Source organism: Apibacter sp. B3919, assembly GCF_026537405.1.
Classification (GTDB): Bacteria; Bacteroidota; Bacteroidia; order Flavobacteriales; family Weeksellaceae; genus Apibacter.
Genome location: NZ_JAFNMG010000002.1, coordinates 204,989 through 218,747, shown reverse-complemented (window position 1 = coordinate 218,747; position 13,759 = coordinate 204,989). Strand labels below are relative to the sequence as shown.

Below are 13,759 nucleotides of genomic sequence, written 5' to 3'. Positions count from 1 at the left end.
TGCTATAAATATATTATTATAATTCAATATAAGCAAAAATCATCTAAAATTGTTGACCAAATATGAAATGGGTTTCCCATCCATTGGCACTGTTTGAATTAATGGTTGAATCAAATCCTTTAGCAAAATCAAAACCTAACATTCCGAATTGTGGCATAAAAATTCTAATACCAAAACCGGCAGATCTTTTTAGCTCAAACGGATTAAATGATTTATTATTGCTCCAAGTATTTCCTCCTTCCGCAAATGTTAATGCATAAATTTTCGTAGCTCCTCCTAATAATACCGGATAACGCAATTCCAACATAAACCTTGAATATGAGGTACCCCCTCCTAATGGGGTAATGTCTTCACCGGAAACTCCTCCGAAGGATGTAGCATCTCTATACCCACGTAAAGGGATAATTTCTCTACCATCAAATCTATTTCCATATAGCCCGGTTCCTCCTAAATAGAATCTTTCAAAAGGAGGAATTCCTACTTTAGAATTATAATTACTTAAAAATCCGAATTCTCCACCTGCTTTTAAAACAAATTTACCTACTAATTCCTGATACCAATAGGCTTTCATCTTTATTTTATAATATTCCAGCCATTTGTATTTTTCCTTATCGGTTTTTTTGCTGTAATCTTCATTGTTAAATGCGGAATATGGGGGAGTAAATTTCACTGAAAGCTCAAATTCAGAACCCATTGTCGGGAATATAGGATCAAATCCTGCTGAATATCTACCTAAACTTGCATAAAAACTGAAATTGTTACTTTCTCCATTATCCCATGTTGTATATCCTAAGGCATTTTCATCAGCTATATTAAACGGATAATTTCTAAAAGAGTATAATTGATAATTGATACCATAGGAAAGCCTGAAATAATTATCCGGCCAATTTAAACGAGTGGTTAAACCGACTTGACCTCCATATATATTTAGTTTGTTTCTTCCTTCTGCATAATAGTTATTATAATTCAATATCGTGCTGTAAAGAGAAACAGTCATGGAAGTAGGCCTTTTACCTGTAATCCATGGTTCTGTGAATGAAATGCTGTAATTCTGATAATTACTTCCTGCTTGGGCTCTTAAAGATATACTTTGTCCATCACCGGAAGGAATAGGTTTCCAAGCTTTTTTCTTGAAAAAATCATTAAATGAGAAATTTCCAAAAGTTAAACCTAAAGTTCCAATAAAACGATTTCCTCCATAACCTCCTTGTAATTCTATTTGACTGTTTGTTCCCTTTTCTTCTAATTTATAATTAACGTCTACCGTACGAGTTTCAACATTAGGTGTAATATCAGGACGCAAAGTCTGTGCTTCAAAGTATCCCATTTGGGCTAATTCCATAATGGTTCTTTGTATATCTTCTTTTGAGAAAAGATCTCCGGGTCTTGTACTCAATGATCGTTGGATCACGTGATCATGGGTTTTGGTATTTCCTGAGAAAGTAACTTTGTCCCAATAAGCTTGTTCTCCTTCTCTTATTTTAATTTCTATATCTATCGTATCATTTCTAACTGCTTTTTCAATGGGAACTACATTGGCAAAAACATAACCGTTATTATAATATAGTGTTGAAATATCATCGTTTTTTTCTGATCCTGATACTTTTTTATTGAAACCTACTGCATCATAGGGTTCTCCTTTTTTATATCCGATAACTTTTGAAAGTGTCTCACTAGAATATGCAGAATTTCCTGAGAAAGTTACATTTCCCAGATAATATCTTTTTCCTTCTGATACATGAACATCTATATCAAAATTCTTTTTATTGGCTCTGAGTACAGTATCTGAAGTTATTTTCGCATCTCTAAAACCGTACGATTGAAAAGTTTCAACAACTCTATTTAAATCTTCCAGGTATTTTTCAGGAACATATTTTGATTTCTTCCAAAAGCGATAAAATCTTTTTTGTTTAGTATTTTTGAAAGCTCTTGATCTGACGGTTGAAGCTTTTAATACTTTAGTTCCTTCTATTTTAATTGTTTTAACTTTAACTCTAGGACCTTTATCTATGGTTACATTCCAATTGACTAAGTTAGGATCTGTTGGATTGGTCGATTCTTTTATTATTGCTTTGGCATCCGGAAATCCTTTGTCTGTATATTCATTTCTTATGGAGTTTTGAAGTTTAGAACGCAGATCATCGGTAATTTTAGCCTTTGTTTTAAGACCATTGTCTTTTATCAACTTTTCGCCTTTAGATTTACTAATTCCATGAAATTTTACAGTACCTAAATCCGGAAGTGCTACCAAATTTATACGAAGGTACACCTCATTGTTGATTACTTTAGTTAAAAAAATTTCTACGTTAGCGAAAAGCTTAGAATCCCAAAGTTTTTTGACTGCCGTGTTAATTTGCATTCCCGGTATTTCCACAAAATCTCCTTCATACAACCCCGTATACCTCATGATTTGATTCTTAGAATATTTATCGGTTCCGGTAATTTTGATTTCTTTAATACGTAAAGCAGAATCGTCTTTTTTAATAGGGTCTATATCTTTTTGAACATCAGCCTTTGGTTCTTGTGGTGATATTTGAACACTGTCTGCAACCTGACCAAATATAAATATGTTTACTGAGAATAAAACGGCCGCTAATAATTTCTTCATGTACACTTTTTACTTCTTTTACTTTACTTTTATTTGTTCACTTATTTTCCCGAATCTTCTTTCTCTGCTCTGATAAAAATCTAATGCTTTTAAAAATTCTTCTTTATTAAAATCAGGCCATAATGTATCTGTAAAATATAATTCTGCATATGCTATTTGCCAAAGTAAAAAATTACTTATTCTTTGCTCTCCACTCGTTCTAATGAGAAGATCTACATCCGGTAGATCGTTTGTATATAAATATTGATTAAAGGTATCTTCATTTAATTGTTCCAAAGATATTTCGTTATTTGAATAATCCAGAGCAATTTTTTTGGCAGCATCGAGAATTTCATTTTTAGCCCCATAACTTAATGCCAATGTCAATGTGCCCCTTTGATTATTGCATGTATCTGTGGTAAGCAGGATTAATTCCTCTCGGACGTTAGTTGGAAATTTATCAATATTGCCGATAACTTTAACTCTAATACCTTTTTCTTTTAATTTTTTTGTCTCTTTTTTTATAGTGTTAATCAATAGACTCATCAAAGAATTCACTTCTAAAATGGGTCTATTCCAATTTTCTGTTGAAAAAGCATATAAGGTAAGGTAAGGAATATTTGCTTCATCACAAAATTCAATCGCCTCTCGAACTGCTTTAATAGCATTTTGATGGCCAAGACTACGAATCATACCTCTTTTTTTAGCCCATCTTCCATTACCATCCATAATAATGGCAACGTGTTTAGGCATTTTATTTTCTTCTATAAATATATCTTTTTTAGACATTAATAATTATAATTTAATAACAATAACATGGAGGTCTTCCAAATGTGTAAGTAAGATTTATCCCCCATATTAAATACCAATCGTTACTTTTATATGTATTACCTGTTTGATGTTTTCCTATGATTTTAGCATTTCTTCTATTTATCTCATCCTTAAGTTTAGGGTCTACAGTACTTATATTGTTTAATTGAGGATCTATGTTTATAGTTATATTTTTGTTTTTTATAGAACTATAATCAAGATTATCCTGGAATGTATATCTTGCTCCTATTTCAAGAGATAATAACCAATCGTATTTAATTTTAAATTTATATCCCACGCCAAAAGGAATATTAAAATCGAATTTCATAGATTTCTTATAATTTTCTTCTGTTACAAAATCCTGAAAATTTAAAGGATCCCTGTAAGAACCATCATAATTTTTAGCTCTCGTATGATTGATTGTATATTTCCTGTCATAAAACCCATATCCGCCCACTCCGGCAAATATATATGGAGAAGAACCTGAATATTTTATATCATTGATATCAAAGAAATAATATTCAAATAAAACTGAGGTTTCAAAAATGGTATTACTTCCTGATATTTTTCTTTTAAATCTATAATCTTCACTTGCTTTCTCATCGTCAAAATAGACTCGGTTATAAATTAAATTTAAACGTAAACTTTGTCTATTATCTAAATTATACCTATAAAGTACTCCTAGAGAAATTGGAATTCTATACCTATCCATAGGAAATATTTCAATATAATCGGTTTTACCTATATCACCAATTATATTGGCTCTTCCAATAGATATTCCTACTTCATTACGTTGAGCTTTTATATGCATTAAACAACAAGTACAAATCAGAATAACCAGTAAGAAAACTTTTTTCATTTTAATTTAATATTATTTCACGTAATTGCATAATTGCTTTAAACGTGAAATAAAGTCATTTTGTTGCATTATCCTCTGCAATATTATGTATCTTCTCAAGCAACAAAGATAATAATTCTTTTTATGTTTATACTCTTTATTTTGTTATTAACTTATTTTTAGTATATAACCTTTATTTTAATTATCTTTTTACCCCTTCTTTATAAAATAAAATGGAAATTTCAAATTAAAATATGTAAAATTTGATTATTTTTGAAACCTAATGTCCAAAGTTACTGAACAAATTAAAATTCCAATAGCTGATGAAATGAAGCTTTTCGAAAAAAGGTTCTATGAATCCATGAAAAGTAAAGTTCCCTTATTGGATAGAATCACCCAGTTTATAGTTAGAAGAAAAGGTAAGCAAATGCGCCCTATGTTTGTTTTTTTAACTGCTAAGCTTACCGGTACTGTAACGGATAAAACATATCGAGCAGCTTCATTGATCGAACTTATCCATACTGCCACACTTGTTCATGACGATGTAGTAGATGAAAGCTACATGAGACGAGGTTTTTTTTCAATAAATGCTTTATGGAAAAATAAAATTGCTGTTTTAGTGGGCGATTATCTTCTATCGAAAAGTGTATTATTAGCTACTGATAATCAAGATTTTGATTTATTATCTATTATTTCCAGAACTATACGAGAAATGTCTGAGGGAGAACTGCTGCAATTGGAAAAAAGTAGAAAACTCGATATTACGGAAGAGGTCTATTTCGAAATTATACGTCAAAAAACAGCTGTATTAATATCTGCGTGTTGTGAATCCGGAGCACGTTCTACCTATGCTTCGGATGAAAATGCCGAAAAACTTCGCCTTTTTGGAGAATATACCGGAATTGCATTTCAAATAAAAGATGATTTGTTTGATTATACAAGTACTAATTTAATCGGGAAACCGGTCGGTATTGATATTCAAGAAAGAAAAATGACGCTTCCATTAATTTATGTGCTTAACAACGCAAGTAAAGAGAATAAAAAATGGTTGATAAATTCCATTAAAAATCACAATAAAGATAAAAAAAGAGTTGCTGAAATAATCAAATTTGTAAAGGAAAACGGGGGGATTAATTATACGATTGATAAGATGAATGAATATAAGCAAAAAGCGCTCGATATTTTAGTTAATTTTCCAAAAAATGAAAATAGAGATTCGTTGGAATTGATGCTTAAATACGTTATTGAAAGAAAACACTAAATTACCTCTACTTATTTCTTCAATTTGCAATTATTTTCATATTAGTAAAATCCAAAAAATTATTTATTAATTATTTTTTACCTATAAGTAAACTTATATTTACGACTCGCCTATATATAAATATCTATAAAAAAATTATATTGGAATTAGGTAAGGAAATTTAAAAAATGATTTAATCATTTTTCAAATTTCCTAAAGTCATTTACTAGTTTAATTTATTTTCTAAATATAAATAAAAGGCATATTCTAAGGCTACTTCTTTTAAGGATTCAAAACGTCCGCTAGATCCTCCATGCCCTGCATCCATATTTGTTTGAAGTAATAAAAGGTTAGAATCTGTTTTCATATCTCTGAGTTTTGCCACCCATTTGGCCGGTTCCCAGTATTGTACTTGAGAATCATGTAAACCGGTTGTTACCAACATATTGGGATATTCTTTATTTTCAACATTATCATAGGGTGAATACGATTTCATATAATTATAGTATTCTAGTTGATTCGGATTACCCCATTCATCGTATTCTCCCGTCGTTAAAGGAATACTGTCATCTAACATAGTTGTAACTACATCTACAAACGGTACATCTGCCACTACTCCATGAAATAGTTTGGGGGCATAGTTAATAACTGCTCCTATTAATAATCCACCGGCACTACCTCCATTGGCATATAAATGATTAGACGATGTATATTCTTTTTTGATTAAATATTCAGCACAGTCTATAAAATCGTAAAATGTGTTTTTCTTTTTTAACATTTTTCCATTTTCATACCAAGGCCTTCCTAAATCTTCTCCACCTCTCACGTGAGCAATTACATAAATAAAGCCACGATCTAACAAGGATAACCGTATGGAGCTAAATGTTGCATCCATTGAATATCCATAGGATCCATAAGCATACAATAACAAAGGGGTATTTTTAGATGGCTGAGTATCTTTCTTCATTACTAAAGACAAAGGGATTTGTACTCCGTCTCGAGCTTGAACCCAAATTCTTTTAGTAACATAGTTATCTTTATTAAAATTACTCAAAACTTCTTGCTCTTTTAAAACCTTTTTTTCTTTGGTGCGCATATTAAAATCAATATCGCTCCATGGGGTAGTCATTGAAGTATAACGATATCTGATAGTATCCGTATCGAAATCTCTGTTTACAGAAGTTCCTACTGTATAAACTTCTTCTTCGAAAGGTATCTCATAATTAATTGAATTATCCCAACTCTTAATTTTTATATGAGTCAACCCTCTTTCTCGTTCTTCGGTTACTAAATAATTTTTAAATAGCTCAAAACCCTCCAATAAAATTTCCTCATTGTGTGGTATTACTTCAATCCAATTATCAATTGAAGTATCCGATATAGGGGTTTTCATTAATTTAAAATTAGTTGCCCCGTCTTTGTTCGTAAGTATATAAAAAAATCCTTCAAAATGATCAAAGGAATATTCCAATCCCCTGATCCTTTCTTGAAATATTTTCCATTCAGCTTCGGGATGATCGGCAGGAATAAATCTATATTCATCTGTTAAAGTACTTCCGGAGGCTATTACAATGTATTGTAAGGATTTAGTTTTGGTGACATAGACATTAAATGTTTCGTCATGTTCTTCAAAGATCAAAAGGTCTTCCTCTTGAGAAGTTCCTAAAATATGTTTATATATTTTAGATGAACGTAAAGTTTTAGGATCTTGTACAGAATAAAAAATGGTTCGGTTATCATTGGCCCATACTACATTTCCTGTGGTATCTTTTAATTCATCGGAAAGTATTTCGCCGGTTACCAAATTTTTTATTTGAATGGTATATATTCTTCGACTCACTGTATCAACTGAATAACAAGCCATGGTATTATCCGGACTAACGCTAACACTTCCAATTTGGTAAAATTTATGTCCTTTGGCCATCTCATTGACATCAAACATGATTTCTTCTTTGGCTTCTAAAGAGTCCTTTTTTCTTATATAGAGAGGATATTCTCCTCCTTTTATGTATTTGGTGGTATACCAATATTGATTAAATTTATAGGGAACGGACTCATCATCTTCTTTTATCCTGGACTTCATTTCCTCAAATAATTTTTTTTGCAATAAATCGGTAGATTTCATCTGCTCTTTTGTATAAGCATTTTCTTCCTCCAAATATTTTATTACTTCAGGGTTTTCTCTATCATTAAGCCAATAATAATTATCAATTCGAATATCGTTATGAGTAATTAATTTTTTAGGAATTTTTTTTGCTACCGGTGCCTTCATAAATACTTTATTTATATAAACATCAAAAATAAGGGTAATACTATAGAAAATCAATTATATTAGTCTTTTTATTTAAAAGCGTTTTTTTAATTGAAATATATCTATTGTATTTATAACTAATTGTCATTAATTTAACAATCAACTTATCTCATTGGGCTAGAAATTTTTTCTAAACTTCATACGTATAAATTGGTAATTTATGTGACTATGCATTCAAATTATAAGAATATATTTATATTTACTTTTTTATCATTTAAATTTAATAATCAATGATTTTAACTACAACTAACTCTATTGAAGGATCTTCAATCAAAGAGTACAAAGGAATTGTAACCGGAGAAACTATAATTGGTGCTAATTTTATTAAGGATTTTAAGGCTAATCTTACAGATTTTTTCGGTGGCCGATCTAACGCTTATGAAAAAGTATTGGTTGAAGCTAAACAAACCGCATTGAAAGAATTGGAAGAAAAAGCAATTCTTTTAGGAGCTAACGCTGTAATTGGTATTCATATTGATTATGAAGCCTTAGGAGCTAAAGGCAGTATGTTGATGGTTTCGATCTGTGGCACTGCAGTTGTAATTTAAAATCATATTATTTATGAAAGTTATTTTACTATTTTTTCTTTTGTGGAGCGTTTATAGCTATTCCCAAATGGAAATAGATCAAGAAAATGTTACTGTACTGTTTGAAATAAAAAAAGATACTAGCGGAAAATATATTAAAAGAAGTTTTAAGGATCTTGCTTCAGGGACAGTCTTTGAAATGGAAGCTAATCCCTATCAATTTAATTATGAGGTACGTGAAGATGTTTTACAATATTTTAAAAAAAGAACTCAGAAAAAATTTAAAATAAAAGATTTACACGGAGCCTGGATTTTAAAATCTGTTTCGGATTTTTCGGGAAAAAATTTCGAAGAATGGGAAAAATATGAAATTAATGAAACATTAGAGTTCAACTATTTTACTCATTTATTTATAAAAAAGCCTGTATCTTCTACAAATACATATACAGGATGTTTTAACTTAAATAAAAAAAGTGGAATTCTAACTACTGAATCTGTTTCTGAACCATCCGAAATAACTTTTCCGAAAAATAAAACGGATAAATTTTTAAAAAAATGTATAAATTCTCAATATAACCCGATTCAAGATAGCTTTTATTTATATAAATTAGATTCTGAACATATGATTATTTATAAGTTTGTACCTCTTGATGAAAATAATGAATTATATCGAACGCTGTTTATAAATTACATGAAAATTCATTTTTGATTATCCACCATTTTAAGGATTTTTATTTTCTAAGTATTATTGCACTTTTACCAAAGAAATTTGCCATATTTTTGTTATAAAAATGGTCATTAGTTTCCTTTAAATCACTTCTAAAAATAGTTTCTGGTTTAATCTTAATAGGCTTAACATAGATTGTATCTTCTTTAGAATTGCGTATAAATTCATACCTTTCCTCCATTTCTTTTTTATATTTTATCATATCACCGCTTACTATGTCTTTATAAGAATGATATAGATTATTTGTTAAATCATAAACTTTCTTATCTTGAACAGCAAATACATAACTAAAAATAGTTACAAATAAGATTACTACTAAAAAATAGGGTGAAATATTAATAGTATCGAAATACGGCATTATAACTATTTTATGTGCTATAATCATGGAGAAGATTAACATTTCAAAGAAAATCACATTTACCGTTCGCAAAGGCGGAAAAAAACCAACGGACCATAAACTTGGAAAAGAACCTAAAAATAAAACAGCTAGTAAAAGAAATATAAAAAATGCTATTGAATGTTTTAAATATGAAAAATTTCTTTTTTTTAGCCATTCCCTTATATTAAATAATACTAAAAGTTGAATTATAAAAACTAATATGAAATATCTTACAATGATCGTTATTGACTTTTTTATAGTTTTTAAAATACATTGAGACAAAGACAAATGATGAGCAATTGTTGATGAAGACCTGAGTTGGTTTCCGGGCGATGCAAAAATGAGCAATGTTAATGCCCCCGCAAAAATAAACAATGACAAATATAATACATCGATTTTCTTATTATTAAAATATGAATAGACGAACAATAGGAAAATAAAAACATCTATATAGATCATGGATATTTCATTGCATCCAATAATTAAAAATACTAATACAAAAACAATGATCTTATAAAAATAATTATCGCATTTTTTTGCCTTTATTATGCTTCCTATAAAAAATAAAGAAAGAATGTTACCTAAATTATAAGTAGCTGAACCCGCCAACCAGTAAAAAGCCGAGGTTATATCCGGTAACATAAAAAAATAGGTAAAGCAAAATGCAGCCATTAAAACCACTGTGATTTTTTTATTTCTTGAAATCTGATAAAACATAAAATATGATCCCAAGACAAATAAAAATATCATTAAGAATGAAAGTACATGATATCCCCCAAACCATCCAAAATAAATTGGATTAGTAATTAATATTCCGGTCGCTGTATACCTACTACCCCAATACATATATTCATAAACTTGTACGTCAAAAAAAGATCTCGATAAAAGTTTAATGGCATATACATAATCATCAAGGATCGGTTCTGAATAAAAACTTAAAAGTAATAAGGGAAATAAAGTTGCTAAAAATAATATTATAATACTCCAATTAAAAAATTTGTAGGGGAAGGTTGATTTCATAAATTATGCTTACACGCTATATACCCCGCAAAATTATTAAATTTAAACTAAAAATAAATAAATTTGTCCCATATTGAAATATATATAAAAATTAATTAGTATTTATATTATAATAAAATATTAGTAAAAATTAAATTACTATTAACCCATAAAAACAAACATTTAATATCTATTAAGCTATAATTCAATAAATATTATTACACATAATGTTATTATTTTTTATTAACAAAGTATCTTCGAGCAATTATTAAAATTATAATTATAAAACATTAAATTACAATGTCAATTATTTCAAAATAAAAAAACTCTCAAAAATGAGAGTTTTTTTATTTATATTAATTCAATTTTGTATTGAGTAATTTTTATGCATCCAGTTCACCAGCAATTACGTTTAAACTTCCTAACGTAATAATAGCATCAGACAGCATTTGGTCTTTGATCAATTCCGGATAGGCTTGATAGTAAATAAAGCAAGGTCTTCTAAAATGCAATCTATAAGGACTTCTCCCTCCGTCACTAACCATATAAAATCCTAATTCACCATTACCTCCTTCAACTGAATGGAAAACTTCACCGGTAGGAATATCTGTTTCTCCCATGATAATTTTAAAATGATAGATAAGAGCTTCCATACTGGTATAAACATCCGGTTTATCCGGTAGATAATATTCGGGAACCTCTACATGATAATTTCCTTCAGGTAAATTTTCATAAGCATTTTTAACCAATTTGAAACTTTCTCTCATTTCTTGCAAACGTACCATAAATCGATCGTAAGCATCTCCAGATGTCCCAATAGGAATAATAAAATCAAAGTCATCATAAGAAGAATAAGGGCTCATGACTCTCACATCATAGTCTACCCCTGCTGCACGTAAGTTAGGACCGGTAAATCCATAATTCAATGCTCTTTCAGCGGAAATACCTCCTACCCCGATCGTACGGTCCATAAAGATTCGATTTCTTTCCAATAATTTAGCGAATTCTTCCAATCTTTTTGGAAATTCTGCAATAAATTCTTTTATTAATTGATGGAATTTTGGACTAAAATCACGCTCAAACCCTCCAATTCTTCCAATATTGGTAGTCATTCGAGCTCCGCAAACCTGTTCATAGAGGTCATATATCTTTTCTCTATCCTGAAATACATAAGTAAATCCGGTTAAAGCACCTGTATCAACTCCCATTACTGAATCGCAAACCAAATGATCCGCAATTCTTGCCAACTCCATAATAATGATACGCATATAATCAATCTTTTTGGATACTTTCACGCCCAAAAATTTTTCCATGGTCATATGCCATCCCATATTATTTATGGGAGAAGAGCAATAATTAAGTCTATCGGTTAAGGTGGTTATTTGAGAATATGTTCTTCTTTCAGAGATTTTTTCAAATGCACGGTGAATATATCCAACGGTTGATTTTGCTGAAACAATCCTTTCCCCATCCATTAATATTTTATTTTCAAAAATACCATGGGTAGATGGGTGTGTTGGTCCTAAATTTATTTTTTGTAATTCTCCATCGACTTGTTCCTTAACAATGTATTTGTCCACCGTATTGGATAAATCGACCAAATCACTTATATTTTTTTGTTTAGACATTTTTTAATTCTAACTTTTTTAATTTACTAATTATCTGCCGAACATGGCATCATTCTTATCCGTACGGGTAGTATCTTCCAGCGTATATTGTTTTAAAAGCGGATGATAGTCCATATCATCCATGTTTAAAATCCTTGTTAAATTAGGATGTCCTTTAAATACTATTCCGTAAAAATCAAAAGTCTCTCTTTCCTGCCAGTTAGCTGCAGAATAAATTGAGGTAACCGAATCAATTTCAGGATTCTCAATAGAAAAGAATGCTTTAATTCGTATTCTAAAGTTGTTTATGAAACTATGTAGATGGTAAATAACTCCTAATTCCGATCCTTTATTATCGGGATAATGTATTCCACACACATCAGTTAAAAAATCAATTTTTATCTCATGATTTTTAATAAATGTTAGTAAGGATAGTACAATATCTTTTTTTATTTCAATGGTTAAAATTCCATCCGGCTCGTATGCCCTTATAATACCATCACCAAACTCATCTGATATGAGTTGCAATACCAATTGATTATCTATAATTTTTCCTTCCATGATTACGATATTTCATAGGATTTTAACAACTCTTTATATTCAGCAGATTCTCTTCTTCTTAAGCTTTCATTTCTAGCTATTTCTTGTATCTGCATAAAACCTTCTATAATTTGTTCGGGTCTTGGAGGACAACCGGGCACGTATACATCTACAGGTATGACTTTATCTATTCCTTGCAATACAGAATAGGTATCAAAAATTCCACCGCTGGAAGCACAAGCTCCGACAGCCATTACCCATTTTGGTTCTGCCATTTGAGTGTATACTCGTTTTAAAACCGGAGCTAATTTTTTGGATATCGTTCCGCAAACCATTAAAAGGTCTGCCTGTCTTGGCGAAAAACACATGTTTTCTGCTCCAAAACGCGATAAATCATAATTGGCAGCTTGTATAGCCATAAACTCAATTCCGCAACAAGAGGTAGCAAACGGTAACGGCCATAAGGAATATGACCTTGCCAATCCTATAATTTTATCAAAACTTCCGGCAAAATATCCGGGCCCACTTACTCCTTCAGGAGCATCAACAATCTTAACTTTTTTTTCTGCCATGTCTTTTTTAAAAAATATTTAAAATAGATATTTTATTCCTATTTTTCCCAATCTAACGCTCCTTTTTTAACAACATATACGAATCCTAAAAGAAAAACCGAGATAAAGGTTAATACTGCTAAAAAGCCTTCTACTCCAAAATCTCTGATGTTCAACGCATAAGGATAAAAGAAGATAATCTCAATATCAAATAGTACAAATAATATTGCTGTCAAAAAATATTTAACTGAAAAAGGCGAACGGGCATCACCTTCATAAGCAATCCCGCATTCAAAGGTATCATCCTTAACTTTACCGTGTACTCTCGAACCTAACATTGCTGAACCGACCAGTGCTATCACACTGAAACCCAAAGCAACTGCAACCTGTATAAGTACCGGAACATAATCTATAGGTAAACTCATCCTTTCTAATTTATTATACTTTCTAATTTAGATTGCAAAGTTAATATATTTTTTAGAGTTGATCTCTATTTAAACCTGTAAACATCACCCAATTAGTCCTTATTTTATTCATATTAAAAAAACCGTTCAAAAAACACATATCTTATTATATTTCAACTGTTTATAAAAAAAGATAATATAAAACAACCTTTTTATTTGTAATTGGTCTAAATTAAAAT

At 30.1% G+C, this 13,759-nt stretch carries 12 protein-coding genes; 3 read left to right on the top strand and 9 right to left on the bottom strand.

Features of this window, described 5'->3' with window-relative positions; genetic code table 11:
* Window positions 1-43 precede the first annotated feature (43 nt).
* Genes bamA through J3U20_RS04280 form a run of 3 tightly spaced genes read right to left on the bottom strand, consistent with a single transcriptional unit; the run spans window position 44 to window position 4,256 of the window.
* Window positions 44-2,608, bottom strand: a complete 2,565-nt coding sequence (bamA, locus tag J3U20_RS04290) for an outer membrane protein assembly factor BamA (protein ID WP_160541770.1) — start codon at window positions 2,606-2,608, stop codon at window positions 44-46.
* A gap of 18 nt (window positions 2,609-2,626) precedes the next feature.
* The gene (locus J3U20_RS04285) at window positions 2,627-3,376 is read right to left on the bottom strand and encodes an isoprenyl transferase (protein ID WP_160541769.1); all 750 of its coding nucleotides are present in this window, start codon (window positions 3,374-3,376) and stop codon (window positions 2,627-2,629) included.
* A gap of 13 nt (window positions 3,377-3,389) precedes the next feature.
* Window positions 3,390-4,256 carry a DUF6089 family protein gene (locus tag J3U20_RS04280; protein WP_160541768.1) on the bottom strand — a complete coding sequence of 289 codons (867 nt, stop codon included), beginning with the start codon at window positions 4,254-4,256 and terminating at the stop codon, window positions 3,390-3,392.
* Between the two features lie 262 nt (window positions 4,257-4,518).
* Here J3U20_RS04280 and J3U20_RS04275 point away from each other — a divergent pair, with 262 nt between their 5' ends.
* Window positions 4,519-5,496: a polyprenyl synthetase family protein gene (locus tag J3U20_RS04275; protein ID WP_105296706.1), complete on the top strand. Its 978-nt coding sequence runs from the start codon at window positions 4,519-4,521 to the stop codon at window positions 5,494-5,496.
* Between the two features lie 205 nt (window positions 5,497-5,701).
* On the opposite strand, the gene J3U20_RS04270 is transcribed toward J3U20_RS04275, so the two are convergent.
* On the bottom strand, window positions 5,702-7,747 hold the full coding sequence (locus J3U20_RS04270; RefSeq protein WP_160541767.1) for a S9 family peptidase: 2,046 nt from the start codon (window positions 7,745-7,747) through the stop codon (window positions 5,702-5,704).
* A gap of 269 nt (window positions 7,748-8,016) precedes the next feature.
* Between J3U20_RS04270 and J3U20_RS04265 the strand changes: the two genes are divergently transcribed.
* Both J3U20_RS04265 and J3U20_RS04260 read left to right on the top strand, forming a co-directional pair.
* Window positions 8,017-8,334: a YbjQ family protein gene (locus J3U20_RS04265; RefSeq protein WP_160541766.1), complete on the top strand. Its 318-nt coding sequence runs from the start codon at window positions 8,017-8,019 to the stop codon at window positions 8,332-8,334.
* A 13-nt stretch (window positions 8,335-8,347) separates the two neighbouring features.
* Window positions 8,348-9,022 (top strand): hypothetical protein, encoded by a 675-nt coding sequence (locus J3U20_RS04260; protein ID WP_160541765.1) that lies wholly within the window; start codon window positions 8,348-8,350, stop codon window positions 9,020-9,022.
* A 22-nt stretch (window positions 9,023-9,044) separates the two neighbouring features.
* Here J3U20_RS04260 and J3U20_RS04255 read toward each other — a convergent pair whose 3' ends face one another.
* From J3U20_RS04255 to J3U20_RS04235, 5 genes are all read right to left on the bottom strand, one after another.
* Window positions 9,045-10,439 carry a DUF6056 family protein gene (locus tag J3U20_RS04255; RefSeq protein WP_160541764.1) on the bottom strand — a complete coding sequence of 465 codons (1,395 nt, stop codon included), beginning with the start codon at window positions 10,437-10,439 and terminating at the stop codon, window positions 9,045-9,047.
* Between the two features lie 362 nt (window positions 10,440-10,801).
* Complete coding sequence (locus J3U20_RS04250; RefSeq protein ID WP_160541763.1) at window positions 10,802-12,046, bottom strand: NADH-quinone oxidoreductase subunit D; 1,245 nt, start codon at window positions 12,044-12,046, stop codon at window positions 10,802-10,804.
* 30 nt (window positions 12,047-12,076) lie between these two features.
* Window positions 12,077-12,571, bottom strand: coding sequence for an NADH-quinone oxidoreductase subunit C (locus J3U20_RS04245; protein WP_160542066.1), 495 nt, complete (start codon window positions 12,569-12,571; stop codon window positions 12,077-12,079).
* A gap of 17 nt (window positions 12,572-12,588) precedes the next feature.
* Window positions 12,589-13,137: an NADH-quinone oxidoreductase subunit B gene (locus J3U20_RS04240; protein ID WP_055424507.1), complete on the bottom strand. Its 549-nt coding sequence runs from the start codon at window positions 13,135-13,137 to the stop codon at window positions 12,589-12,591.
* A 38-nt stretch (window positions 13,138-13,175) separates the two neighbouring features.
* Window positions 13,176-13,541 (bottom strand): NADH-quinone oxidoreductase subunit A, encoded by a 366-nt coding sequence (locus tag J3U20_RS04235; protein ID WP_105296712.1) that lies wholly within the window; start codon window positions 13,539-13,541, stop codon window positions 13,176-13,178.
* Window positions 13,542-13,759 lie beyond the last annotated feature (218 nt).